The organism is Pseudomonas agarici (assembly GCF_900109755.1).
Lineage (GTDB): Bacteria > Pseudomonadota > Gammaproteobacteria > Pseudomonadales > Pseudomonadaceae > Aquipseudomonas > Aquipseudomonas agarici.
Genome location: NZ_FOAR01000002.1, coordinates 226,658 through 251,311 on the forward strand (window position 1 = coordinate 226,658; position 24,654 = coordinate 251,311).

At 55.1% G+C, this 24,654-nt stretch carries 27 protein-coding genes and 1 other RNA gene; 15 read left to right on the forward strand and 13 right to left on the reverse strand.

Annotated elements, in window-relative coordinates:
- Positions 1-166 precede the first annotated feature (166 nt).
- From acpP to ffs, 9 genes are all read left to right on the forward strand, one after another.
- A complete protein-coding gene (acpP, locus tag BMX68_RS02725) occupies positions 167-403 on the forward strand; it encodes an acyl carrier protein (protein WP_017134167.1) in 237 nt (78 codons plus the stop codon).
- Between the two features lie 111 nt (positions 404-514).
- Complete coding sequence (gene fabF / locus BMX68_RS02730) at positions 515-1,759, forward strand: beta-ketoacyl-ACP synthase II (protein WP_026013436.1); 1,245 nt, start codon at positions 515-517, stop codon at positions 1,757-1,759.
- Positions 1,759-2,574 carry an aminodeoxychorismate lyase gene (pabC, locus tag BMX68_RS02735; RefSeq protein ID WP_017134165.1) on the forward strand — a complete coding sequence of 272 codons (816 nt, stop codon included), beginning with the start codon at positions 1,759-1,761 and terminating at the stop codon, positions 2,572-2,574. Before fabF ends, pabC begins: the two co-directional genes overlap by 1 nt.
- A 1-nt stretch (position 2,575) precedes the next feature.
- The gene (gene mltG, locus BMX68_RS02740) at positions 2,576-3,763 is read left to right on the forward strand and encodes an endolytic transglycosylase MltG (RefSeq protein ID WP_026013435.1); all 1,188 of its coding nucleotides are present in this window, start codon (positions 2,576-2,578) and stop codon (positions 3,761-3,763) included.
- Positions 3,764-3,782: 19 nt separating this feature from the next.
- The gene (tmk, locus tag BMX68_RS02745) at positions 3,783-4,415 is read left to right on the forward strand and encodes a dTMP kinase (RefSeq protein WP_017134163.1); all 633 of its coding nucleotides are present in this window, start codon (positions 3,783-3,785) and stop codon (positions 4,413-4,415) included.
- Positions 4,408-5,391 (forward strand): DNA polymerase III subunit delta', encoded by a 984-nt coding sequence (locus BMX68_RS02750; protein ID WP_017134162.1) that lies wholly within the window; start codon positions 4,408-4,410, stop codon positions 5,389-5,391. The genes tmk and BMX68_RS02750 overlap by 8 nt, the downstream gene beginning before the upstream one ends.
- Positions 5,392-5,445: 54 nt before the next feature.
- On the forward strand, positions 5,446-5,802 hold the full coding sequence (locus tag BMX68_RS02755; protein WP_017134161.1) for a PilZ domain-containing protein: 357 nt from the start codon (positions 5,446-5,448) through the stop codon (positions 5,800-5,802).
- 15 nt (positions 5,803-5,817) lie between these two features.
- Positions 5,818-6,606 (forward strand): TatD family hydrolase, encoded by a 789-nt coding sequence (locus tag BMX68_RS02760; protein WP_017134160.1) that lies wholly within the window; start codon positions 5,818-5,820, stop codon positions 6,604-6,606.
- 316 nt (positions 6,607-6,922) lie between these two features.
- Positions 6,923-7,019, forward strand: an RNA gene (gene ffs, locus BMX68_RS02765) — signal recognition particle sRNA small type.
- A 221-nt stretch (positions 7,020-7,240) separates the two neighbouring features.
- On the opposite strand, the gene BMX68_RS25285 is transcribed toward ffs, so the two are convergent.
- From BMX68_RS25285 to BMX68_RS02805, 8 genes are all read right to left on the reverse strand, one after another.
- Positions 7,241-8,341, reverse strand: coding sequence for a hypothetical protein (locus BMX68_RS25285; RefSeq protein WP_143063224.1), 1,101 nt, complete (start codon positions 8,339-8,341; stop codon positions 7,241-7,243).
- Between the two features lie 342 nt (positions 8,342-8,683).
- Positions 8,684-9,388 carry an ATP-binding cassette domain-containing protein gene (locus BMX68_RS02775; protein WP_017134158.1) on the reverse strand — a complete coding sequence of 235 codons (705 nt, stop codon included), beginning with the start codon at positions 9,386-9,388 and terminating at the stop codon, positions 8,684-8,686.
- Entirely contained in the window at positions 9,388-10,131 is a 744-nt protein-coding gene (locus BMX68_RS02780) for a hypothetical protein (protein WP_017134157.1), read from the reverse strand. The genes BMX68_RS02775 and BMX68_RS02780 overlap by 1 nt, the downstream gene beginning before the upstream one ends.
- 292 nt (positions 10,132-10,423) lie before the next feature.
- The gene (locus BMX68_RS02785) at positions 10,424-11,341 is read right to left on the reverse strand and encodes a YcaO-like family protein (RefSeq protein WP_083400854.1); all 918 of its coding nucleotides are present in this window, start codon (positions 11,339-11,341) and stop codon (positions 10,424-10,426) included.
- Positions 11,338-12,132 (reverse strand): SagB/ThcOx family dehydrogenase, encoded by a 795-nt coding sequence (locus BMX68_RS02790; protein ID WP_074861831.1) that lies wholly within the window; start codon positions 12,130-12,132, stop codon positions 11,338-11,340. Before BMX68_RS02790 ends, BMX68_RS02785 begins: the two co-directional genes overlap by 4 nt.
- On the reverse strand, positions 12,129-12,992 hold the full coding sequence (locus BMX68_RS02795) for an McbB family protein (RefSeq protein WP_074861834.1): 864 nt from the start codon (positions 12,990-12,992) through the stop codon (positions 12,129-12,131). Before BMX68_RS02795 ends, BMX68_RS02790 begins: the two co-directional genes overlap by 4 nt.
- Positions 12,993-13,074: 82 nt before the next feature.
- A complete protein-coding gene (locus BMX68_RS25290; RefSeq protein WP_143063225.1) occupies positions 13,075-13,311 on the reverse strand; it encodes a hypothetical protein in 237 nt (78 codons plus the stop codon).
- 438 nt (positions 13,312-13,749) lie between these two features.
- Positions 13,750-14,541 (reverse strand): substrate-binding periplasmic protein, encoded by a 792-nt coding sequence (locus BMX68_RS02805; RefSeq protein WP_017134155.1) that lies wholly within the window; start codon positions 14,539-14,541, stop codon positions 13,750-13,752.
- A gap of 149 nt (positions 14,542-14,690) precedes the next feature.
- Between BMX68_RS02805 and dnaX the strand changes: the two genes are divergently transcribed.
- The 3 genes from dnaX (at position 14,691) to recR (ending at position 18,110) form a co-directional block, all read left to right on the forward strand.
- Positions 14,691-16,814, forward strand: coding sequence for a DNA polymerase III subunit gamma/tau (dnaX, locus tag BMX68_RS02810; protein WP_060783823.1), 2,124 nt, complete (start codon positions 14,691-14,693; stop codon positions 16,812-16,814).
- Between the two features lie 62 nt (positions 16,815-16,876).
- On the forward strand, positions 16,877-17,215 hold the full coding sequence (locus BMX68_RS02815; protein WP_017134152.1) for a YbaB/EbfC family nucleoid-associated protein: 339 nt from the start codon (positions 16,877-16,879) through the stop codon (positions 17,213-17,215).
- A 292-nt stretch (positions 17,216-17,507) separates the two neighbouring features.
- Positions 17,508-18,110 (forward strand): recombination mediator RecR, encoded by a 603-nt coding sequence (recR, locus tag BMX68_RS02820; RefSeq protein ID WP_017134151.1) that lies wholly within the window; start codon positions 17,508-17,510, stop codon positions 18,108-18,110.
- A 29-nt stretch (positions 18,111-18,139) separates the two neighbouring features.
- Here the strand turns inward: recR and BMX68_RS26220 are convergent, their stop codons facing one another.
- On the reverse strand, positions 18,140-18,472 hold the full coding sequence (locus BMX68_RS26220; protein ID WP_244159591.1) for a hypothetical protein: 333 nt from the start codon (positions 18,470-18,472) through the stop codon (positions 18,140-18,142).
- 359 nt (positions 18,473-18,831) lie between these two features.
- Here BMX68_RS26220 and yegS point away from each other — a divergent pair, with 359 nt between their 5' ends.
- Positions 18,832-19,731, forward strand: coding sequence for a lipid kinase YegS (gene yegS, locus BMX68_RS02830; RefSeq protein WP_017134149.1), 900 nt, complete (start codon positions 18,832-18,834; stop codon positions 19,729-19,731).
- On the opposite strand, the gene BMX68_RS02835 is transcribed toward yegS, so the two are convergent.
- The 4 genes from BMX68_RS02835 to BMX68_RS02850 all read right to left on the reverse strand — a co-directional run bounded on the left by BMX68_RS02835 (position 19,715) and on the right by BMX68_RS02850 (position 22,527).
- Complete coding sequence (locus tag BMX68_RS02835; protein WP_017134148.1) at positions 19,715-20,374, reverse strand: response regulator; 660 nt, start codon at positions 20,372-20,374, stop codon at positions 19,715-19,717. The two genes, yegS and BMX68_RS02835, sit on opposite strands and share 17 nt — an antisense overlap.
- Positions 20,371-21,267 carry a sensor histidine kinase gene (locus tag BMX68_RS02840; protein WP_017134147.1) on the reverse strand — a complete coding sequence of 299 codons (897 nt, stop codon included), beginning with the start codon at positions 21,265-21,267 and terminating at the stop codon, positions 20,371-20,373. Before BMX68_RS02840 ends, BMX68_RS02835 begins: the two co-directional genes overlap by 4 nt.
- 485 nt (positions 21,268-21,752) lie before the next feature.
- On the reverse strand, positions 21,753-22,217 hold the full coding sequence (locus BMX68_RS02845) for a hypothetical protein (protein ID WP_017134146.1): 465 nt from the start codon (positions 22,215-22,217) through the stop codon (positions 21,753-21,755).
- A complete protein-coding gene (locus BMX68_RS02850) occupies positions 22,204-22,527 on the reverse strand; it encodes a hypothetical protein (protein ID WP_143063226.1) in 324 nt (107 codons plus the stop codon). The genes BMX68_RS02845 and BMX68_RS02850 overlap by 14 nt, the downstream gene beginning before the upstream one ends.
- A gap of 262 nt (positions 22,528-22,789) precedes the next feature.
- Here BMX68_RS02850 and BMX68_RS02855 point away from each other — a divergent pair, with 262 nt between their 5' ends.
- Both BMX68_RS02855 and BMX68_RS02860 read left to right on the forward strand, forming a co-directional pair.
- The gene (locus tag BMX68_RS02855; protein WP_017134144.1) at positions 22,790-23,719 is read left to right on the forward strand and encodes a chemotaxis protein CheV; all 930 of its coding nucleotides are present in this window, start codon (positions 22,790-22,792) and stop codon (positions 23,717-23,719) included.
- 108 nt (positions 23,720-23,827) lie between these two features.
- Positions 23,828-24,637 carry an MOSC domain-containing protein gene (locus BMX68_RS02860; protein WP_017134143.1) on the forward strand — a complete coding sequence of 270 codons (810 nt, stop codon included), beginning with the start codon at positions 23,828-23,830 and terminating at the stop codon, positions 24,635-24,637.
- Positions 24,638-24,654 lie beyond the last annotated feature (17 nt).

Below are 24,654 nucleotides of genomic sequence, written 5' to 3' on the forward strand. Positions count from 1 at the left end.
GTCATACCAGCTGTCTAAAATCCGTTATAAAGCTGCAACTTATTGATGGGCAGAGGGCAAAAGGGGGTAAAGGCCGAAGCTTTCGGTTGAAAAGCTGAAAAGCCTTTCTATACACTTACCCACCGGCCAGCTGCCTGAATTTTTCCATTAGGAGTGAAAACAAGGTATGAGCACCATCGAAGAACGCGTCAAGAAAATCGTTGCCGAGCAACTGGGCGTCAAGGAAGAAGAAGTGATCAACAAAGCTTCCTTCGTTGAAGACTTGGGTGCCGACTCCCTTGACACCGTTGAGCTGGTGATGGCTCTGGAAGAGGAATTCGAGACCGAAATTCCTGATGAAGAAGCTGAAAAAATCACCACCGTACAAGCTGCTATCGATTACGTTACTGCCCATTCGGCGTAATAGTTTGTAATCGTTGCCCGCTGTCATGGAAAAACCGCACTGCCATCGTGGCGTGCGGTTTTTTCTTTAGGCGTGAGGCAAAGCGTGGTCAACAGGATAAAGGAGAGTGCTGTGTCGCGTAGACGCGTCGTAGTCACCGGTATGGGGATGTTGTCGCCATTGGGTACGGATGTTTCGAGCACCTGGCAGGGCATTCTGGCTGGCCGCAGTGGCATTGGTCTGATCGAACACACAGACCTTTCTGCCTATACCACCCGTTTTGGCGGTTCGGTAAAGGGCTTCATTGTCGAAGAGTATTTGTCGGTCAAAGAAGCCCGCAAACTCGACCTATTCATTCAATACGGTCTGGCCGCCGGTTTTCAGGCGGTGCGTAACGCCGGCCTGCAAGTCACCGATGCCAACCGTGAGCGTATCGGCGTGGCCATGGGCTCGGGTATTGGCGGTCTGACCAATATCGAGGAAACCAGCCGTATCCTGCATGATTCCGGGCCGCGGCGCATTTCGCCGTTCTTCGTCCCTGGCTCGATCATCAATATGATTTCTGGCTTCCTGTCCATCCATCTGGGTGCCCAGGGGCCGAACTACGCCATCTCTACCGCCTGCACCACCGGTACCCATTGTATCGGCATGGCGGCGCGTAACATTGTCTATGGCGAAGCCGACGTGATGATTGCCGGCGGTGCCGAAATGGCCGCTTGTGGCCTTGGCATGGGGGGGTTTGGTGCTTCGCGCGCGCTGTCCACCCGCAATGACGAGCCGGCCCGTGCCAGCCGTCCGTGGGACAAGGGCCGTGACGGCTTCGTGCTGGCCGACGGTGCCGGTGCGCTGGTCCTGGAAGAGTTGGAGCACGCCAAGGCGCGTGGTGCCACCATTTACGCCGAACTGATTGGCTTTGGCACCAGCGGCGATGCTTATCACATGACCTCGCCACCCCCTGACGGCGCTGGCGCGGCGCGTTGCATCGCCAACGCTCTACGTGATGCGCAGTTGAATGTCGAGCAGGTGCAGTACGTCAACGCCCATGGCACCTCGACCGCGGCCGGTGACCTCGCCGAAGCCCAGGCGATCAAGACGGTGTTCGGCGAGCACGCCTACAAATTGGCGGTCAGCTCGACCAAATCGATGACCGGTCATCTGCTGGGTGCCGCCGGGGCGATCGAGGCGATCTTCAGCGTGCTGGCGATCAACGATCAGGTGGCGCCGCCGACCATCAACCTCGACGAGCCGGACGAAGGCTGCGACCTCGACTTCGTGCCTCACGAAGCGCGGCGTATGCCGATTGACGTGGTGCTGTCCAACTCCTTTGGTTTTGGCGGTACCAACGGCTCGCTGGTGTTCCGCCGGTTCGCCGAGTGATGCAAAGCTGGGTCGACGGTCAACCGGCTGATTCGTTGCCGCTCAAGGACCGTGGCCTGGCCTATGGCGATGGTCTGTTCGAGACCATTGCCGTGAAGGCCGGACGTGCGCGGTTGCTGGAGCGGCATCTGCGGCGTCTGGTCGACGGTGGTCAGCGTCTGGGCATGGCGGTCAATCACCCGCTGATTCGCAGCGAGTTGCTGGTCTACAGCGCCGCCATGGGTGAGGGCGTGCTCAAACTCATCCTTACCCGTGGCGACAGCCTGCGCGGCTACGCCACGGCGGCTGACGCAGTGCCGCGCCGTATCCTCCAGGGCAGTCCCGCGGCGATCTATCCCGCGGCCCTGCAGAACGAAGGCATTCGCCTTTTTCCCTGTATCACCCGGTTGTCCGAACAACCCTTGCTGGCCGGCCTCAAGCACCTCAACCGACTCGAGCAGGTCATCGCTCGCAGCGAATGGCAAGATGCCGAGTATGCCGAAGGCTTGATGCTCGACGGCGCCGGACGGGTGATCGAAGGGGTTTTCAGCAACCTGTTCCTGGTGCGTGACGGCGTGCTGTTCACCGCTGACCTGAGCCGTTGCGGCGTGGCGGGCGTCATGCGTGCCGAGCTGCTGGACCAGGCCCGTGCATTGGCTATCCCGGTGAGTATTTCAGACATCAGCATGGAGCAGTTCCGACAGGCTGATGAGGTCTTTCTCTGTAACAGCGTCTACGGTGTCTGGCCGGTTCGGGCTTTTACCGACCTGAGCTGGTCGGTTGGTCCTCTCACCCGTAAACTGCAAGGCATTGCCCGCGCGCTATTGGATGTTTGAATTGAGACGTAAATGCTTGCTGCTGCTGCAGACGGGGCTGGTACTGGCGGGATTGGTGCTGGGTGGATCGGCCTGGAAGATCCATTCGGCGTTGGAGCAGACCCTCGACCTGACACAGGAACAATTGCTCGACGTGCCAACTGGCGCGACGCCCATCGGGACCTTCAACCGTATGGAGGCCGACGGCACCCTGCGTGATGCGTTCTGGCTACGCTTGTACTGGCGCTTCAACCTGGCCGGGGTGCCGTTGCACGGTGGCGAGTATCGGCTGACTCCGGGCATGAATGTGCGGGCGCTGTTGGGCCTCTGGCAGCGTGGTGAAGTGGTGCAGTACAGCCTGACCCTGGTCGAGGGTTGGAACTTTCGTCAGGTACGCAGTGCGCTGGCGAAGAACGACAAGCTCCAGCAGACCCTGAGCGAGCTGAGCGACGCCGAGGTCATGAGCAAGCTGGGCCACTTCGGCGTGTTCCCTGAAGGTCGCTTTTTCCCCGACACCTATCGCTTCGTGCGCGGAATGAGCGATGTCGAGCTGCTGGAAAAGGCCTACGACCGCCTGGACAGCGTACTGGACCAGGAGTGGCAAAAGCGTGCCGCCGACGCGCCCTACGCTAATCCGTACCAGGCGCTGATCATGGCTTCGCTGGTGGAGAAGGAAACCGGTGTCCCCCAGGAGCGCGGCCAGATCGCCGGGGTCTTCGTGCGGCGGATGCAGATTGGCATGTTGCTGCAGACCGATCCAACGGTGATCTACGGCCTGGGCGAGCGTTACACTGGCAAATTGACCCGCGCCCACCTGCGCGAAGCCAATCCCTATAACACTTACCTCAACGCTGGCTTGCCGCCGACGCCGATCGCCATGGTCGGACGCGAGGCGATTCATGCCGCCCTGAACCCGGTGGCGGGCAGCAGCCTGTATTTTGTCGCCCGAGGCGATGGTAGTCATGTCTTCTCCGATGACCTGGAGACCCATAACAACGCGGTGCGCGAGTTCCAGCTCAAGCGTCGTGCCGACTATCGCTCCAGCCCGGCACCGGCTTCGGGCGCAGCAGCGAGTCCGGCCCCCGAGGCTGCCACGCCGCCTGCGCCGGTCCCGGATGCCAGCGAACCCGCAGCAGGCCCAGACCCCTCCGGCGCAACGACAGATACACCGCCGGTGCCCGCCGAACCCACGGCGAAGGACGTGCAATGACTCTGATGAAGGACTGCCTGTGACCGGCTTGTTTATTACCTTGGAAGGCCCGGAAGGCGCGGGCAAAAGCACCAATCGCGACTATCTGGCCGAGCAGTTGCGTGCTCGGGGCATCGATGTGCTACTGACTCGCGAACCGGGCGGCACGCCCCTGGCCGAGCGCGTTCGCGAGCTGCTGCTGGCAACCAGCGATGAAGCCATGTGCGCCGACACCGAATTGTTGCTGGTGTTCGCCGCCCGTGCCCAGCATCTGGCTGAAGTGATTCGTCCGGCCCTGGCGCGGGGTGCGGTGGTCCTGTGCGACCGTTTCACCGATGCCACTTATGCCTATCAGGGCGGCGGTCGTGGTTTGTCCCAGGAGCGGATTGCCATCCTGGAAACCTTTGTCCAGGGCGAGCTGCGTCCGGACCTCACCCTGGTCTTCGACCTGCCGGTGGAAATCGGCCTGGCCCGTGCCAGTGCGCGTGGTCGGCTGGATCGCTTCGAGCAGGAAGGTCAGGTGTTCTTCGAAGCGGTGCGCCACACCTACCTCAAGCGCGCCCAAGCCGACCCGGCGCGTTATCGGTTGGTCGACGCCGCCTTGCCCCTGGCCGCAGTCCAACAGGCATTGGATACTCTATTACCGCAGATCCTGGAGCGGCATCGTGGCTGAAGCCTATCCCTGGCAGGACGATCTCTGGCGGCAACTGGCCGGTCGCACGCAGCATGCCCATGCCTATCTGCTCCATGGCCCGGTGGGGATCGGTAAGCGGGCGCTGGCCGAGCGTCTGATGGCACTGCTGCTGTGCAAGAGTCCGCAAGGCCTCAATGCCTGCGGGCAGTGCAAATCCTGCCTGTTGCTGGCGGCAGGTAGTCACCCGGACAACTACATCCTCGAACCGGAAGAGGCGGACAAGGCGATCAAGGTCGACCAGGTCCGCGAGTTGGTCAGTTTCGTGGTCCAGACTGCGCAACTGGGCGGGCGCAAGGTGGTGCTGATCGATCCGGTGGAATCGATGAATATCAACGCCGCCAACGCTCTGCTCAAGAGCCTCGAAGAACCGTCCGGCGATACCGTGCTGCTGCTGGTCAGCCACCAGTCCAGTCGTCTGCTGCCGACCATTCGCAGCCGGTGCGTGCAGCAAGCCTGCCCGCTGCCGGGCGAAGCCATGAGCCTGCAATGGCTGGCCGCAGCCTTGCCTGATTGCAGTGAGCCGGAGCGTATCGAACTGCTGACCCTGGCGGCAGGTTCGCCACTGGCTGCGGTCAGCCTGCAGGCCCAGGGCGTGCGCGAACAACGGGCGCTGGTGGTGGAGGGGGTGAAGAAACTGCTCAAGCAACAGCAATCGGCCACGCAGTTGGCCGAGGGGTGGAATGCCATTTCGCTGTTGCTGTTGTTCGATTGGTTCTGTGACTGGTCGAGCTTGATCCTGCGCTACCAACTGACCCAGGATGAAGTCGGCCTGGGGCTGCCCGACATGCGCAAGGTGGTGCAGTACCTGGCACAGAAAACCTCGCAGGAGAAGGTCCTGAATATCCAGGACTGGATCCTCGCCCAGCGCCAAAAGGTGCTGAGCAAGGCCAACCTCAACCGGGTGTTGCTGCTCGAAGCCCTGCTGGTGCAATGGGCCGCGTTGCCTGCAAACTAGCCGTCCAGGCTGGCAAGCGCCTAGAATTGGGTTATCTGCATTTCGGGAGTCCGTATGAACGAACCCATAGGCCCAGGGCCGCGCAACGGTATCTTGTCGTTGACCATCAAGGACAAGTCGGTGTTGTACGCGGCCTATATGCCCTTTATCAAGAATGGCGGCCTGTTCATCCCCACCTACAAGAGCTACAAGTTAGGTGACGAGGTGTTCATGCTGCTCAACCTGATGGATGAACCGGAGAAAATCCCGGTCGCCGGCAAGGTCATCTGGATCACTCCCAAGGGAGCCCAGGGCAATCGTGCGGCGGGTATCGGCGTACAGTTCAACGACGGCGACAACACTGCCCACAGCAAGATCGAAACCCATCTGGCCGGCACCCTTAAGTCCGACCGTCCCACCCATACGATGTAGTTGTCACGTTATCCCATGCTTATAGATTCCCATTGCCACCTCGACCGCCTTGATCTCGCCGAACACCAGGGTTCTCTGGATGCCGCCCTCGAGGCGGCGCGCCAGCGCGGCGTTGGGCATTTCCTGTGCATCGGCGTCAGCGCCGACAACGCCGCTGATATAAAGGCCCTGGCTGAGCGTTATGCCGATGTCGACTGTTCGGTCGGCGTTCACCCTTTAGACGTCAAGCCTGACGCGACGCCGGCCCTCGACTGGTTACTGCGCGAGCTTGATCATCCGCGTGTCGTGGCAATCGGCGAAACCGGTCTGGACTATCACTACGAGCCACAAGCGGCGCAAGTGCAGCAGGCATCTTTCCGTCTGCACCTGCAGGCGGCGCAGAAGACCGGCAAACCGGTGATCGTCCATACCCGTGGTGCCCGCGCCGATACCCTGAGCCTGTTGCGCGAAGCGCGGTTGCCCCAGGCCGGTGTGCTACATTGCTTTACCGAGGATTGGGACATGGCCCGTGCGGCCCTGGACCTTGGATTCTATATCTCCTTGTCTGGGATCGTGACCTTCCGCAATGCCGATGCCTTGCGCGATGTGGCCCGGCAAGTGCCGGCCGATAGGCTGCTGGTGGAAACCGATTCGCCTTACCTCGCACCGATTCCCCACCGTGGCAAGCCGAACCTGCCACAGTACGTGCGCGATGTGGCGGATTACCTGGCGATGTTGCGCGGAGTGTCCTACGAGCAGTTCGCCGAACAGACCACCGAAAACTTCAAGCGCTTGTTCCCGCTGGCCCACGTACACGCCGCCTGACGGCTGTTACGTCAAACGCTGTACGTCCTGGGGGGAGTGGCTCGCTGTTCGAACTGAAGCTTTGCCGGGTTCATATCCTGTATGCTCGACGTCGATATCCTGGTGTTGAGGGATTGAGGAAGGCGGTCTCCTCTATGAAACAGCGTTGCCGAACGCTGGCGCCGCAGAGCGTGTGAGCGCTCGGTGAAGTGGTGGGACAACGCCGACAAGTGTTTGAGCTCTATCGAATTTTTATCGGTGTCTGGCGGTTGTAACTTCTCGTTATCTAGGTACAATGGCGCGGCTCGCTGCCAGGCGAGCGTCGTTATGGTGACCTCATCGGTCCCCCCGCAACGATTACCCGTGAACCTGGTCAGGCCCGGAAGGGAGCAGCCACAGCGGGAACATTGTGTGCCGGGGTGTGGCTGGTGGGGTTGCCTCCATTTTATTAATCCTTGATTTTACAAGGATTTTCCAAAAAACTCCTCGAAGTATAGCGACCTTTAGGTGTGCCAGGGCGGTACGCCATAATCGACGTCAATCTCTCCGCCGCGTGGCATCGCACCAGCTTCGGCTTGATGCATTTCGCACCAAGCCAAAAATTCATGCCACTACTAGTGAACGTATTGGGCACTGGGAGTAAGTTTGTTTCAGGTCAATCACTCCTAATCAGATCTGAAGCGATTTGAATTATTTCAGGGGCCGCTCTGCTAGCCGAGCTAGAACTCGCCCCTATGGAGATGGCAGCATTTAATGCAAAATGTAAATTTTTCGCGGGGTCATTCTCTGCAACTTTAGCTTTAACTCGCGCAGCAAAAGCTTCATTGAAAACGTTTGAGTCGCGTGCACCGACTGATTTGGTGCCGCGCTCACGGGCACGCTTAAGCTCCGCATCGAATACCCCTTTCGCTTCGTTTATCCCGTTTGAAAGGCTGCCTTTAAATTCAGACGATGCCTCTAATCCGGTCTTTTGCGTAAGCGTACCAATTGTTTCGAGATCCCGAGCATCGTTATGGTATTTGCTGTCTATTACATTCATCGCGCTCGTGCGATGACGACTGCCCCATACATCGAGAAGAATGTCTGGGCGCTCTCCTGCGCCCTCTAGAATGACAGCTTCGTGATCCTCAATGAAGTTGTATACATCATGCAGTCGATCACCGGCGCTGAGCTTTTCGGCATGAACATGCATTAAGACATCTGAGTGTTCACCGCAATTTCCAGCTCTTGCATGTACGGCCAATGCGGCCCGCTGAGCGGATGATAGTCTTACCTTTTGCAGCGTAGATCGCATGGCGAATGATCTGAAAAACGAATCGTTTTGTGTTCGGTCCAAGTCCGACCGGACATTGCCTCTCCCTTCTGACAGCAATTTTTGAGTCTCTTTTATTGATACATTAGCCTCTCTTAACATCCCTAACTCAATGTCGTTGGGCAGACGATTATCGACCGTGCGTGCAAACACATAAGCCGCCAGCCGGCGATCAGTATCTGACAACGAAGAGCTGCGTCGAGGGCGATCTGAGGTTTTGATGTCTTGGGGGACACCGAATTCTTTCGATGATGAATAGTTTCCTATCAGCTGTTTTGCCAATGGTGTGCTGGCTTGGCTGGGGTCTCCATTTTCGACGTTTTCCGTGTGTTCAGATACCGGGACATGGATTGAGCGAGAGCCCGGAAACTCTATTCTCATATACTTTATATTTCCTGATTTTTTGACGTCATGAACGAAAGATAGGTTTTCTGAGCAGAGCACGAACCATCCGGTGCATCGATTGCACTGGTAAAAAGTGCCATTGGCCGGGAATGCGGATCTGTGGCGATTGAACCTGCCGAAGACGACCTAATCCCTGGTTTCGGATCCGATGTCATTGCATTTTCGGGGGGAGGGCTGACCAGAAAGTGTCGGCGTGATCATTAACCGCTTGCTAGGTGTCCGTTAGACGGCGTGGGTTCCATAAGTGTTAATATCGGTCAGATGTCTACAGCAGACCTCACATCGGCCGTGGTCGATTATGTGCATTCTTACGACCACAAGTACCGACGCGTTGAACCGTTCATGTTAGTGCCGATGCAAAGCTGACCTACTCCTGTTATTTCAGGAGGCCGCAGCTTGGATAAACGCCGCATCAAGCGATTTTGCATCATAGGCATCCATAAAAAACTGGCGGTTGTCAAATCGCTTGAACTGCTTTTGGCTCAACATATAGAAATAGTTGCAGTGGTCAACGATCTCATCAACGTTATGCGAGGAAGCCAGAATGGCGGTGCCACTGTTCGCTGCGCCGTGCAGGCACTGCCAGATATAATGACGAAATTCTGGATCGACACCTGCCGTGGGCTCGTCAAGGATGATGAAGTCAGCGTCCAACGACAGAAGGGAAAGGGTAAAAAACCAACGTTTTTCTCCATAACTGCACAACGCGGACTTTTTCCCCCATATCTCTTTGTAGCGATTGATGATGTTGGGGCTCCATTGCGAAAGCTTGTCCAGTACTTGTGTCTGTGCGTGGCGAGTCGAAGAGCAAAGCAGATTGGTCATTTCGAAGATATCGAACATGCGCAGGGCAGGTGGCGTCATTAGCGTCTGAGACAGATAAAGCTCTTTTGCGAAATCGTTCTGTATAGTCCCCGCACAAGGTGTCTTCAATTTACAGATGATATCAAAGAGCGTAGTTTTTCCTGATCCGTTTGGACCAAGCACACCGATAATAGCACCCGGCTGCACGCTAAGCGTCGCGTCTTGGAAAATCATCCTGTCGCTGTATCGGAATGATAATGAGTTTATTTCGAGACCTTTCATCAGTAACGGCTCCAGACAGGGTTGATGCGCAAGAATTTGATGGTTATCAACAAGCTTGAGATGAATATGATAAATATTAATAGGGTGAGTTCTACATTGGCCTCGAAGCCTTGCTCAACAAGTCCGACTGCGTGTATGAGTGGGTTACCCAGATTAATGCTGTTAAGCAGGGAGTTTTCCAAGAGTGAATTCGATAAGCCGAGGATCAAAATGCAAAATGAAAAAATCGAGAAAAGAGTATTGGCGTTTTGGAAATTTATGGGGAGTAAGCTAAAGTGAATGCCGATTGAGCAAAATAGTAGATAGCAAGTATAGAATTTTAAAATTATACTCAGCAACTCCGAAAGTGAATAAGCACCAAATGGTAGGCGTGTGGCAAGGTAAAATACCGTGCAGTAGATAATTGCGATGACTGAGTAGGCCAAGGTCTGGGCCAGGACAAAGACAAGCTTTGCCTCGTGATTATAAATAAAAGACCGAATATAGCCGCTTTCTCGACGACCAATGATATAAAAAGAAAAGCCGAACAGGGCGACACTGGACGAGATGTAGGCATAGAACCAAGCTGTATGTTCAGCGTAAGTCCCTGAAAATACCGCTGTCCCGCCTCTGGATAGCTCCAGGAGATAGAAAGCCGCACATGGCGAAATAATGATCCAGAATAAGGCAATGGGCTCCTTGAGCTGCTCTTTTATAAAGAGCCAGGCTAGACGGCTTGAGCGATAAGAAAAATGGCTTTGCATTGATTTATCCTCTATGGAAATGGAACCATCATTGATTTTCGTTCAGTGATTATGTCTTTCTTGAAGTGAAATGAGTATTTGTTATGTGTGTTTATATTTTTTGAATTATCCATGTGAGTAAACATGTCCGGTGAGATAAATTTGCTTACTGTGCAAGTTTCTCCATCTAGTAATCGAGTTTTTGTATAAAGATAGCCAAGTATATTTTGATCTATGATAGCTTGTCTGATACCGTTGAAGTTAAAAGGATGAGATGTATGTTTGTTCTCGTCGTGGGTTATGATATGAGTACTTATGTTTTGGAATGTTTGATAGTTGTGCAGCTTAAGAAATATTTTATGTATGGATCGTGAAGGCTGTGCAATTTTCCGTTGATACTGGAGAATAGATTAATAAAGCGAAAGGTTTGCCAGAGTTCGTTAATGGCCTTGTCTAAGGCAGCTATTTTGGTTTCAGCATAAGATAATCCTGCACAATATAATACGTTGCGAGTTGTGTCTTTTTGTCCGTATACTACCAATAAACATTTTCCGGGGAATCTGTTGTCTGATATGTCAAAGGCTATGAGCTCTCCAGATTTACATAGTATTTGGTGTAATTTTGTGGTAACGTGATACCTCAATGATTTTATTAATTCGGTTGACCCTAAGACGGCAGTGCATTTTTTTGTAAGCCAAAAACGTGATAAAAATTGTCGTTCTAAACTTTCTTTTAATGCGCCGAACATTGACTCTTCGGCACTCCAGTGGAAACTGCAACCGCAGGTATCTCGCGATGGGTAAATTTCGCTGTCGCTGCCTAATTCTAGTGAGTTTAGAGAGATACACGCTGTTGGAATATAGCAAGGGGTGAAGTTGGAAAGCCTTGAAGCTTTCGTTAATTTATATCTATGTAGCTCCAAGTCGGAGGTTTTGAAGTTTTCGGAGTTTGTCTGGTAGAATGCTTTAATAAAAGATTTTACTTCTTTGGCGGAGAGGCTACTGGAGAGAGTGTTTTCTAAGTCCGGAAAAACCTCGATGTAAAAATGCCGCCTTTCAAAATATTCCCCTATGGCAGATTTGATTGCGTTTGAACCTATTCCTATACCAGATCCGGTGTTTAAGTGGAAATCAAATACTTCGGTCACTGACGGCATGTCTAGTGTGGCAGAAGGTTGATAACAAACTCTATTGGGGAACATGGTTCCAAAATTGTTGTTTATGATATTCATTTTTTTGCTCCAATTAAATGAACGCAAATTGGCGAAAATAGTACAGGGTTTAATCCCAATGCTTTTGATAACATGTGGTCTGTATAGTCAGCCCATAACCTGCAATTCAATCCAATATCTGCCGCCTGGAGCTCTATTAGCATATAGATTGAGCCTGCCTCCATTAAGGCCATGCGGTATCCACGATATCTATATTTGAATAAAATTTTTGGAAAGTAAGCCACATAGACAATTGCTATGCTTGGGCTGCCGATGCTTTGTATGTTGGATAATATCGTTTTTTTTAAATGATGTGTATTGCAACTGGTTTGCATGATTTCAAAGGATTTTGAGGCGGGGAGCAAGTGCAATATTTTTTGAGGGTGAGGCCAGCCTTCATTTTCGTCATTCAATGAACATATAAATATTTCTATTGGATAGAGCGCGCCCCCGCTAGGATAGTTTCTTTTTTTTGGGTTTGAATTTTTTGTTAAAAGTGGAGCTATCAATCGTTGAATAATTGGGAGATTTAATTTTGTTTTTTCAAAAAAATCGCAAGATTCGTTTCTATTGAATGTATTTATTTCTTTTATGTTGTCAGGTAAGTTATGTGTTAAGCCAAGATCTGGGTAAAGGCTGAGCTCATTGGAACATAGAGTATCAAGTTGCTCTTCATTTAGTTGATGGAGGTAGGTGGTGTTTTCGAATGCTTCATGAATTGTATATTTTTCCTTGTTGTGAAAATTTTGTACTTCCTCGAATACTTTTGGATCTATAAATTTCAAGTAATAATCGTGAGGGATGGTTTTCATACATTTGATCTCAAACAGTCGCACATGAACCAATGAGGTATGTTTTCTTCGGTAATCAATCCTTTTTGTATATCTATGTATGATGTGAGAAACATACTATCTTGGTGACGTATTTCGTGTCCCGGTGTGGTATAGAAATTGATGTGGTCAGCAATAGCTCCGAAAATTATATTTTTTTGAAGTAGCGAATGTTTGCAAGATGGAATTGGTGAGCTTCGATCTTTGAAAAAATTAAATAATCTTACCCAGTTGTTATCTCTTTGGTTTGATTGAGTGTTGATCTCTAGTCGATCTACATTACAGAAATGACATGGATTGCCTATTTCGGGAATGTAAGGTGGGCTGATAGAAAAGAAGTTTCCGATCATTGTCCCAACTGAAATTGAGCTTTGGGGCGCGCCAGATGCTATTTCAAAATATAATTTCTTTAGTTGAGTGTAATCGTAGTTTTTACATAAAATAAAAAAGAAATATCGATCTGTTATTTTTAAGTGAAGTTTATTTTTAGGAAAATTTTGATAATCTACAGGTAGACTTAACTCGGTGGTCAATATTTCTTTCAAGTCAGCATTGTAAAAGTCATGGATGATGACTGTTTTTTTAAAAAAATAGTCACTGATTGGTTTTTTTATGTATAAAATTTTCTCCAGGAAAGAAAATGCTGCTGAAGAATCGAGACCATTTTCTATCAAGATGTCATTTATTTCTTCTTTGGATATATTGCATTGATCTCGAATTTTTATGGTTTTCAATGCATTTAGTAATGATTTTGAGTTGATTCTTGAAATTCCAATTTCTGATACTACGAGATCTTCATTAGGGAAGTTAAGTATTTCATAGTTATGTATGTTTATGTTCATTGGGGGCCTCCTTAATATCCTGCAGCAAAGGTTACTTAGCTCACTGCAGAGTAACCTTCACATGGTTTGGGTATTTAGTTCTCTAATCCTCACGCGAAGCAGCGGTTAGTTGATGTCTGTCATTGCTGGTAATCGCGTTGCCCCTTGAACCTCCACTTCCTCCGCTACCGCCGTTACACCCACCACCACCACCACAGCCACCACTCCCGCCGCATCCACCTTGGCTACCTGAACCACCAATATTTGCCTGAGGGCTTCTGTCGAAGCTAGGATCTTTTTTAAAGTTGAAGATCGAATCTCCAAAATTTTCGATACTCATGGCTTTCTCCTGTGTACTGTTTATGTATTAAGTAGCCGCTTTCATCAACTACTACTGCTGAGTAGCAGTAATGCTAGCTATAGCTCTTGTGCTAAAGTCACGTCAAATGCAAATGATGCTATTTGTAGGAAGTTTCGTAGTTTTTTTGAGTGTTTCAGAAGTAGTTGAAATTTTTAAAAATAGTTTTGTATTGTTTTTTATGGTTTTTTAAAAATAGTTATGTGTTTTTTTGTAGGGCAGTTCTTACATTAAATGAAGAGCACTTCTGCTTGGGAAAACGACAAACGGTCTTTGAAAAAAAAGCCCGTCTTAGGGCATAGCCTCATTCTTGGTTAAGTGGCTGACGTAATTGATTTTTCGTGCGTTTGTGAGGCGTTTTTCAACGGAGTAGGGGTGCACAGATGGCAGGACAGGCAAAGCTTCACTGGCCGGCCAGGCTCATGGGGCTTCAGGGAGTAATACAGGAGGTTGTGTAACCGGCTTGTCCAGTTGTTCGCCGTTGCCGGTGTAGAGCCCGATAATCCCGTCGATTTCCCCGGATATCTTCATTCTCAGCAGGGTCCGCAAGATCCGCTGCACCGGCAGCGCCGGATCATTGCGCACTAAACAGCCCACCGACTGCTCTTGCAGCATCGCTACGACTCTCAGTTGGTGCTGTGGCATGAGCTTCTGGTTGAACCAGTCCAGGCTCCACTGGTTGCTGACCGCATACTGATAGCGACCCGCCGATAGCTTTTTCAGCACCTGTTCCTGGTTACGAGCATCGTCGCGGATCAACTTGCCCGTATCGAACAGTGGTTGCAGGGTTGGGTAGGTGTAGCTCAATACGGTGCCGACAGGTTGTCTGGGCAGGTTCCGAAGATTGATCTGTTGCGGGTGGTTGGCATTGCTGATCAGCACATCGCGATGCACCAGCAGTGGAATGCTCCATATATAGTCGCCTGATCGGTTCGCCAGCCAGGATTGTGCGGCATAGCAACGCACGTCGATGTCGCCGTGCTCCATGGCACTCTGCACGCGGGCTCGGGCCAGGACATGAAACTCGGCGGGCACCCCAACCTGCTGGGCAAGGCTGGTCATCAGATCATAGAGAATACCCTGGGTCGGTTGGTCGTTCTCGATCTGGACCAGCGGCATGGCCCAGCTGTCGGCCACGGCAAAGCGCAATGGCGCAGGCGCAGCAGAACAGTTGGCGATCATCAACACAAAGGCGCCCCACGCTATACGCATTCAACTCTCCGGCTGGAGTACGACGCTTCAGGCTGTGAATTTTCCCATAAAGTTCAGCTTAGTCAGATTAGGGCCGAGCGCCGGATGCAATTTTGCCCCTGCTCCGCTAGCATTAGCGGTCTTCCGCTTTCCAGATGCGACGGTTATCGATGAGTTATCAGGTTCTTGCACGTAAATGGCGTCCGCGCTCGTTCCGCGAAATGGTCGGCCAGACCCATGTGCTCAAGGCGCTGATCAATGCTCTGGACAGCCAGCGACTGCACCACGCCTATCTGTTCACCGGCACCCGCGGGGTCGGTAAGACCACCATTGCGCGAATCATCGCCAAGTGCCTGAACTGCGAAACCGGTATTACCTCGTCACCGTGCGGTACTTGTTCGGTGTGCCGCGAGATCGACGAGGGGCGTTTTGTCGATCTGATCGAGATCGACGCCGCGAGCCGGACCAAGGTCGAGGACACCCGCGAGTTGCTGGACAACGTGCAGTACGCGCCGAGCCGAGGGCGCTTCAAGGTCTACCTGATCGACGAAGTGCACATGCTTTCCAGCCACTCGTTCAACGCCTTGTTGAAAACCCTGGAAGAGCCGCCACCCTACGTCAAGTTCATCCTGGCGACCACCGACCCACAGAAACTTCCTGCAACGATTTTGTCGCGCTGCTTGCAATTCTCTCTGAAGAACATGACCCCGGAGCGAGTGGTCGAGCACCTGACCCACGTACTGGGGGTCGAGAACGTACCGTTCGAAGACGACGCCCTCTGGTTGCTCGGCCGTGCGGCGGACGGTTCGATGCGCGACGCCATGAGCCTGACCGACCAGGCCATTGCCTTCGGTGAAGGCAAGGTCATGGCCAGTGATGTGCGGGCGATGCTCGGTACGCTGGATCACGGTCAGGTCTACGACGTGCTGCATGCGTTGATCGAAGGCGATGCCAAGGCGTTGCTCGAAGCGGTGCGGCATTTGGCCGAGCAAGGCCCCGACTGGAACGGCGTGCTCTCGGAAATCCTCAATGTGCTGCACCGCGTGGCGATTGCCCAGGCGCTGCCTGAAGGTGTCGATAACGGTCACGGTGACCGTGACCGCGTGCTGGCCCTGGCCCAGGCGCTGCCAGCCGAAGACGTGCAATTTTATTACCAGATGGGCCTGATTGGCCGGCGCGACCTGCCGCTGGCACCGGATCCGCGTGGTGGCTTCGAGATGGTGCTGTTGCGAATGCTCGCCTTCCGACCGGCTGACAGCACCACGGCACCGAGGCAGCCGCTAAAGCCAGTGGGGATCAGCCAGGCCACAGTTGATTCCGCGCGCAACGTGGCGGGTCCAGCGGCGGCTGCGCCGGTGGTCGCGGCTATGGCTGCGCAGGTCAAGGTTTGCGCGGTGCAAAACGCCGTGACGACTGATGCAATAGCACCCGCGCCCGGGGTCGAGCCAATTCCTGCGCCGGTGGTCGACACCGTGCCTGAGCGAGTCTCGGCGGTCGAGGCAGCACCCGTGGCCGAGCCCGTGGCAGCGGCGGTCGAAGCCGCCGATCTACCCTGGAACGCGCCCGCTGAGCCGCTGATGCACGAGCCAGCCATGGAGCCGGTACTGGAAACCGCTGCCGAGGCCGAGCCGCCGGAACTGGCGCCGCCGCCCGACAACGTGGTGCCGGACGCGCCGGGATGGGTGGCAGCAGGCATTCCCGAGCCGACTCCGGCCCAGGCGGATGCCGCGACCGCGGGCCTGGAGCGTGACGACGAGCCGCCGCTGGATGAAGATTATATCGAGCCGGATATGGATTCGTCCTACAGCTACCTTGACGATCTCGCCAGTGAACACGCCGCCGAGCCGGCACCGGAACCCGAGCCGTTGCCTGCCGCGCAGCCGGCCACCGGACTGGCGCTGGAATGGTTGCAATTGTTCCCGAAACTGCCGATCTCCGGCATGACCGGTAGCATCGCAGCCAACTGCACGTTGATCGCGGTCAATGGCGACGACTGGCTGCTGCACCTGGACCCGGCCCACAGTGCGTTGTTCAACGCCACGCAGCAGCGCCGTCTCAACGATGCGCTGAACCAGTACCATGAACGAACCTTGAGGGTGACCATCGAGCTGATCAAGCCCGAACAGGAAACCCCGGCCCAGGCGGCTTCCCGTCGCCGCCATGAGCGCCAGAACGAGGCCGTGGCGTCGATTCATGCCGATCCGTTCATCCAGCAAATGATGCAACAGTTCGGCGCGGTGATCCGTGACGATACTATTGAACCTGTCGAAGCCCTGGTGGCCCAGGGTGAGTAACTGAATGACGCGAGGCGGGTGCCTCGCGCCGATTGTCCCAGCAAACTTTTGAGGTGATTCCCATGATGAAGGGTGGCATGGCCGGCCTGATGAAGCAGGCGCAGCAGATGCAGGAAAAAATGGCCAAGATGCAGGAGGAGCTGGCCAATGCCGAGATCACCGGCAAGGCCGGCGGCGACATGGTCACCGTGGTCATGACCGGGCGTCACGATATCAAGCGTGTGAGCATCGACCCGAGCTTGCTGGAAGGTGTCAGCGACGACGATCGCGAAGTGCTGGAAGATCTGTTTGCCGCCGCCGTCAACGACGCCGTGCGCAAGATTGAAGCCAACAGCTCGGATAAGATGTCCGGCATGACCGCCGGTATGCAACTGCCGCCGGGCTTCAAGATGCCGTTCTGAGGTATTTTGTGCTCACGCAATGCTAGTGCCGGTGTGGTGAGTTCTATGAGTCAATTTCGGCGCCGGAAGTCCCTGACCGGCGCTGCTGTTCCTCGCCATAGCCCGGCTATGACTCGTCACAGCGCCTTGGCCATGAACTTCTGGCATCCGAATTTGAGTTAACGAACTCACCGTACAGGCCACTAGGCTCGGTGCCTGGCATTGTTGTTTCCCAGGCTTGGGTCTGAGCATTTGACGCTGGCCGGAGCCACGGGTATAAACCGCCTCTCGCAGTTTTGTCGGACCTTCTCCCATGAGTTTCAGCCCCCTGATTCGCCAGTTGATCGATGCCTTTCGGGTTTTGCCCGGTGTCGGTCAGAAAACTGCCCAGCGCATGGCTTTGCAGCTGCTCGAGCGCGACCGTAGCGGTGGCGCGCGCCTGGCACAGGCATTGGGCCAGGCCATGGACGGAGTCGGGCATTGCCGCCGGTGCCGGACCTTGACCGAAGACGACCTGTGCCCACAGTGTGCCGATCCCCGGCGCGACGACACCTTACTGTGTGTGGTCGAAGGACCGATGGATGTTTACGCGGTGGAGCAGACCGGTTATCGCGGTCGTTACTTCGTGCTCAAGGGACATCTGTCGCCGCTCGATGGCCTTGGGCCGGAAGCCATCGGTATTCCGCAGTTGTTGGTGCGTATCGAAGAACAAGGCAGCTTCACCGAGATCATCCTTGCCACCAACCCGACGGTCGAAGGCGAAGCTACGGCGCACTACATCGCACAGTTGCTCTCCAACAAGGGGTTGATCACCTCGCGTATCGCTCATGGTGTTCCCCTGGGCGGCGAGTTGGAACTGGTCGACGGCGGTACGCTGGCGCATTCGTTCGCGGGACGCAAACCTATCACGCTTTGAAGGCAGGAAGGGGCGATCGGACAAGCTCTTCAGGGAGCCAGCAAACGCAGTATCTGATCCAGTCGGTGGTTGGCGAGCCAGCTCAGCAGCATACCCAGGACCGTTGTACCGCCAGCGATATAGGCAAGTCGGGCCTTGATCGACTTCACATCGCCGCGGACTTCGCCGAGGTCGCGGTGGATGTACTCCAGGTGGGTTTCCAGTTCGGTGATTCGTGGTTCCATGGTGTCGCCTCGAGACGGGTCGCCGGTCTTGGTGGGACCACTGGGTGACGGAGATTGCTGCATCGCCTCATGATTGCCCGACCATCGGGAGGCAGGATTCAGGCAGGGTGTCACGCAGTGTTGTAGCTCAACTTCCATGTGGTTTACATCCTCGCTGGTTGATGTTCCGGGCACCATCGCCCTGATAAAAGACACCGTGGAAAATCGCGCCATTTCGCTTTCCGGTCAATTAAGGCGATTCGCTGATGTTTATGGGAAAAGTCGCCGGCGCCCGACATGCCCGCTGAATCAGGCTCGGGCTGTCGGCGTAGCGTCTATACAAGCTATCTACCAGGGTCAGGGTGAGCCCAGTGCCGGCAGTCAGTCGGTTGAACGGCCGCTGCGGTTGGATTTATTTTTTTGGGGGAGGACGGTGAAATAAATCCTGGGGCGCCAGCTCCTTTGCGGCTGGCCGTGGTCCACATTCTTCAGGCTCATCGACACAGGAGAAACCGCTGATGAACGAGCGCAAGGCATTGCTGATTCTGCATGGCAAGCAGGCCTTCAACGAAGAAGTGCGGTCGGCGGTTGAGGGCAAGCGACGAGACGGTTGGGAATTGGCCGTGCGCGTCACCTGGGAGGCCGGGGATGCCCGGCGCCTGGTGGCTGAAGCGTTGGACATGGGTTATCGGCAGTTGATCGCCGGCGGTGGCGACGGCACTTGTCGTGAGGTCGCCGAGGCCATGGCATTGGCGCACAGCGAGGCGAGTTTGGTGCTGATGCCGTTGGGCACCGCCAATGACTTTGCCCGTGCCGCCGGAGTGCCGCTGGAGCCAGCCCTGGCCTTGCAATTGTTGGAGGTGCCTGCCGCGGCGATCGACCTGGGGGCGGTTGGCGGGCAGTTGTTCCTGAACATGGCCACCGGCGGTTTCGGTAGCCAGGTGACGGCCAATACCTCGGAGGAACTGAAGAAAATCGTTGGTGGTGCGGCCTACCTGTTTACCGGTCTGTCACGCTTCAGCGAGCTGCATGCCGCCTACGGCGAGTTGCAGGGGCCGGATTTCCATTGGCGAGGGGAATTATTGGCATTGGGGATCGGCAATGGACGTCAGGCGGGGGGCGGGCACCTGTTGTGCCCCGAGGCGCTGGCCGACGATGGCTTGCTCGATATCAGTATCCTGCCGGCGCCCCAGGAGTTGGTGGGCACCTTGCGCCAATTGATGAGCGATGGGTGGGGGCTCGACAACCTGTTTGTCCGAGCCCGCCTCCCCTGGGTCGAGATCAAGGTCGCCGAAGGCTTGTACCTGAACCTCGACGGTGAACCCCTGGAGAGCGAGTGCCTGCGTTTCGAGGCGCGTGCCGGGGCACTGCGGCTGCACTTGCCGACGGATTCGCCGCTGCTCAGTCGTCGAGGCTGATGATTCGCTCGCGGACGGCGAACAGTACCAGCCCGGCGATGTCGAAAATCTGCAGGCGTTTCATGATCTGCGAACGATGGGCCTCCACGGTCTTGATGCTCAGGCCCAGGCCGTTGGCGATTTCCCGAGTCGATTTGCCGCGCACGATCAGTCGGAGGATTTCCAGCTGGCGCCCGGTCAGGTTGTAGGTGGCGGCCTCCATCGGCGAGTGACGCTGGACCTGGGTCAGGGCCCGATTGATCACCGTGTGGGCGACCGCCGGGCTGAGGTAGCGCTCGTCGTTGCGCAAGGCTTCCAGGGCCTGGGCCAGTTCGGTGGCGGTGGTGTCCTTGAGCAGGTAGCCACGGGCGCCGATCTCCAGAGCCTGCATGATCAATTGCGGGTCGGTGTGCATCGATAGAATCAGCACCTTGCTGTGAGGGCGGGCCGCCTGGAGCTGGCGCAAGGCGTCCAGGCCGCCGGTATCGCGCATGGACAGGTCGAGCAGGATGATATCCGGGTTCAGGCGCTCGACGGCTTCGAGCAACTGGGCGCCGTCACTGGCTTCGCCGATGACGGCGTAGCCCGGAATGTCCAGCACCAGGGCACGCACACCGGCCCTGATCAGTGAGTGATCATCCACAAGAAGTAAGTTGCAGGTCATAAAACTTTATTCGTACTGGCTCGTTCGAGGGCTCGTGGAGCCCAAGGAAGTAGGGCGTCGATTTGCGTGCCCTTGCCGGGTCCGCTGGTGATTGTCAATGTACCGCCTAGCTGTTCGACACGCTCCGCCATACCGGCCATGCCGCGCTGCCCTTGCTCGCTCGGATTGGCCACCGGCGAAAAACCCAGACCATCGTCGGCGATGTGTATCGACAGACCTTCGGGCAGGCGCTTGAGGCGTATCAGCAGATTGTCGGCCTGAGCATGGCGCAACATATTGGTAACGGCTTCCTGGGCCAGGCGAAAGGCAGTCACGGCCATTTCCTCTGACAACCCGGTCAGCCGTTGCTGGCATTCCAGGCTCCAGTTCACCGTGGTATTGCCCAGGGTCTTGAGCAGGTGGGCACGCAGACTGGCTTCGAGTCCGAGGCTGGCCAACTGGCGTGGATTGAGAATCGCCGAAACGTCCCGCACCTTGGTCAGGGTTTCATCCAGGATGTTGCTCAGATCGGCACAATGGTTACGCAACGTCTCCGGCAAGTGCCCCAGCAGCCATTGGGTTTGCAGCTTGGCGGCCGTCAGTAGTTGGCCGATATCGTCGTGCAGTTCGCGGCTGAGGCGGTGGCGCTCGTTTTCTTGCACTTCCAGCAGGCGATCGGCGAGTTCCTGGGGTTGAAAATTGATCGATGCCCGCGACCCCCGATGCTGTATCCAGACGCTGATCAGCGCGGCCAGATTGAGCATTGGCAGCAACAGGCTTCGCGGTAGGCTCGAACAGCTCAGATAGACCGACAAGCTCGTCACGGTCGAGGCAAGGCATAGCAATACGGTCAGCCGGCGGGCATTTTTGCGAGAGGAAAGCCAAGGCTTTAATGACTTGAGGCTGGCGTACATAGCGTGTGGAGCCAATGAATGTTCGCTACGGAGAGCCCCACGCTGTCACCGGCGGGACTCTGTTTGAAAAACGGTTACGGTTCAATACCTATACATAAAGCTCTGCGATGTATAGGTTAGCTCGTCAAGACAATGCTGGTGTCATGACCAATCGAGGTGAAATCATTTTGTAGTCAAGCACATAAGTGAACGGACAGCATAATAGCACTTTGTTTAAGATTGGTCCTCCTCAAGGATATATGTCCGGATGGTCAGCATTTTTTGCGCAATGGTTCTGCAAGGCTCGGGAAGCCGCTGACCGCAGTCTGGTTAATTGTGAACTTGCGGCACTTTACTAGTTGTTTTTTGGCTAATAAAAAGCCCGGTCTGAAACCCGGAAATTGGTTAATTAGTTGGTTGTGTCGGTTTTGACTATGAGGCAGGGGTAAGGCGCGCTTAACTATTGAAAACAGCGCATGTAAATGCATGGGCGAAGATGCTGCTATTCAAGCGGATTGTCCGGGAAAAGTGATCAGTGTGAAGGTTTTTGGCTCGTTAAACACGGTTTCGGACATGTTGGTCTGTGACGCCAGGGTCGCGACCAGTGCAGCCTGCTCGCTGTCGTCGAGGCTCAACTGACCACTATAGGGATCGATCAATTCGAGCTGCCACGCTAACAAGGTCAAGCAGTCCTGTAGGGCCTGCAAGGCAGCGCTGTGCAGGTTGAGTTGCTCGGGAGCGTGGCTTAGCACACTGTGGATATGCCGGGAAAACTCGGCCATACAACGCACGCCGAGCACATCGGCGCGTCCGGCCAGCTTGTGCAGCGTAGCGAGTAGGCAATCGATTGCATCCCGGTCGTTGCGGATCAGGCCCAGATGCAGGCAGCACTCTTGCATTTTCGCTTGCAAAGTCTCGGCCTCGACGAGGAATTCAGGCAGGCTTATCTGCCACTCTTTACCGTTCAGCATGCTTTATCTCCATGAAAATATCGGCAGGCGATAGAACGTCGCGCTTGGCGAACGGTGTTAAGTTAATGTCGCCAACAGAGGATGTCTGTAGTCTGTTTCCGATTGTTTCGGCCTTGGTGCATTGCGCGACATTTTTGGGCCGTGCGCTCATTTTTAAGAAGATGATCCCCTGCGGTTGCAAAGATCCTTCGAAATAGCCATTGCAGAGCGCCTCAGCAAAATCTATGAGGCTTTTTCCCGGCTTTCCGGCCATCGTCTCGCGATCGAAAGCAAAAGCCTGACTCCATTCATGCAATGAGAATAGCGTCACATTAATAGCTATTGAATATTGCGAATATCAGGTCATGCCTGATTGTTGCTAGGGGATTCCCCTATAGAGGGGAACAAAAAGCATAATTGATGGTCGCGCGCCTGGGGCGGGTGTCGAATTCTGGCGGTGAATTCAGTGAAGCATGATATCAATATGGTATCAACTGCTTTGCATGGCATTGGGGTGGGCGGTCAAGCTTTGACAGCTCCAGCCGATAACTCGCGCAATGTAGCTTTTTTTATCAGCGCCCCAGGAGTGATTGATGGCCGGCATTCTCGACACGGTAGACCAACGCACGCAACTGGTGGGTGAGAATCGTCTGGAGATTCTCATGTTTCGCCTGGCCGGTCGGCAGTTGTTCGCGATCAACGTGTTCAAGGTTCAGGAGGTACTGCAACTGCCCAAGCTGACCTTGATGCCCCAGCGCCATCCGTTTGTCTGCGGTGTGGTCAACTTGCGGGGCCAGACCCTGCCGGTGATCGACCTGTCCCAGGCGATTGGCATGCGTCCTCTGGTGCCAGGTCCCAACAGCACCATTATCGTGACCGAATACAACCGTTCGGTGCAGGCATTCCTGGTCGGTGGTGTGGATCGCATCGTCAACATGAACTGGGAGGCAATCCTACCGCCGCCGACCAGCGCGGGTCGCCAGCACTACCTGACTGCCATCAGCAAGGTCGACGATCAGTTGGTGGAAATCATCGATGTCGAGAAAGTCCTGGCTGAAATCGTCCCCTACAACGCCAAGGTGTCCCGTGAAAAACTCGACGATCCGTTGATGGAGCGCGCGCGCGGGCGGGAGGTGTTGCTGGTCGATGACTCCAACGTGGCCTTGTCGCAGTTACGCGATACCCTGGGCCAACTGGGGGTGAAGATGCATATCGCCGGCGATGGATTGAAGGCGTTGAACATGCTCAAGGGCTGGGCCGATTCCGGGACGGTGATGACCGACAAGTTGCTGATGGTCTTCACCGATGCGGAAATGCCAGAGATGGACGGTTATCGCCTGACCACCGAAATTCGCAACGACCCACGCTTGCGCGGTCTTTATGTGGTGTTGCATACCTCGCTGTCCGGCAGCTTCAACGATGCCATGGTGAAGAAGGTCGGTTGCGACAACTTCCTTTCCAAGTTCCAGCCGGACAAGCTGGTGGATGTAGTGCGCCAGCGTTTGTTGCTGGATAAGAGCTGATCCCCTGCGTCTGCAAGGCGTGCCGGCCAGCCGAACCTCAGGGCACGTTTGTGTGACGGTGATTCACCCTCCTGTAGAATCACTGTTTTACCTCTCCAGGAGTTGGACATGTTGCGTTTGAGCGCGCTGTACCGTTACCCGCTGAAGTCCGGCAGGGGCGAACGCCTGCAGCACAGCTCGCTCGACGAGTTGGGGTTGAGCGGGGATCGGCGCTGGATGGTGGTGGATGAAGCCAGCGGACGCTTCCTGACTCAACGAGCCGTGGCCGGCATGAGCCAGTTGTCCGCCTTGTGGAATGCCGCGGGCGGCCTGACCTTGAGTGCACCGGGGCGTTTGGCGCTGGAGGTGGCATTACCCTCGGCAGACCAGTCGTTACGCGGGGTGACCCTCTGGAGCGATACCTTGCGGGTGCCCGATGCCGGTGATGAAGCCGCGGCTTGGCTCAGCGAGTTTATCGGCAGGCCGGTGCGCCTGGTCCATATGCCGCCGGAACGGGCGCGGACCACCCAGGCGGGTTATGGCAAGGAGGATGACCGTGTGGCGTTTGCCGATGGTTTCCCGTTGTTGCTGATTGGCCAGGCCTCGCTGGAGGATCTTTCCCGCAAAGTCGGACGACCTCTGGAGATGCTGCGTTTTCGTCCCAACCTGGTGATCGAGGGCGGCTCGGCGTTTATCGAGGACCAGTGGAAGCGTATTCGTATCGGCGACATCGATTTTCGTGTGATCAAGCCTTGCTCACGCTGCATCCTGACCACGATCGACCCGCAATCCGGGGTGCGTAGCGTTGACCGGGAACCGTTGACGACTCTCAAGACCTATCGAGAACAAGGTGGGGATGTGATGTTCGGGCAAAACCTGGTCAATGACGGCCAGGGGCGGCTTGAGGTGGGTATGCCGGTTACCGTTCTTGAGTCATGACGCAAAAGGGTAGGCGC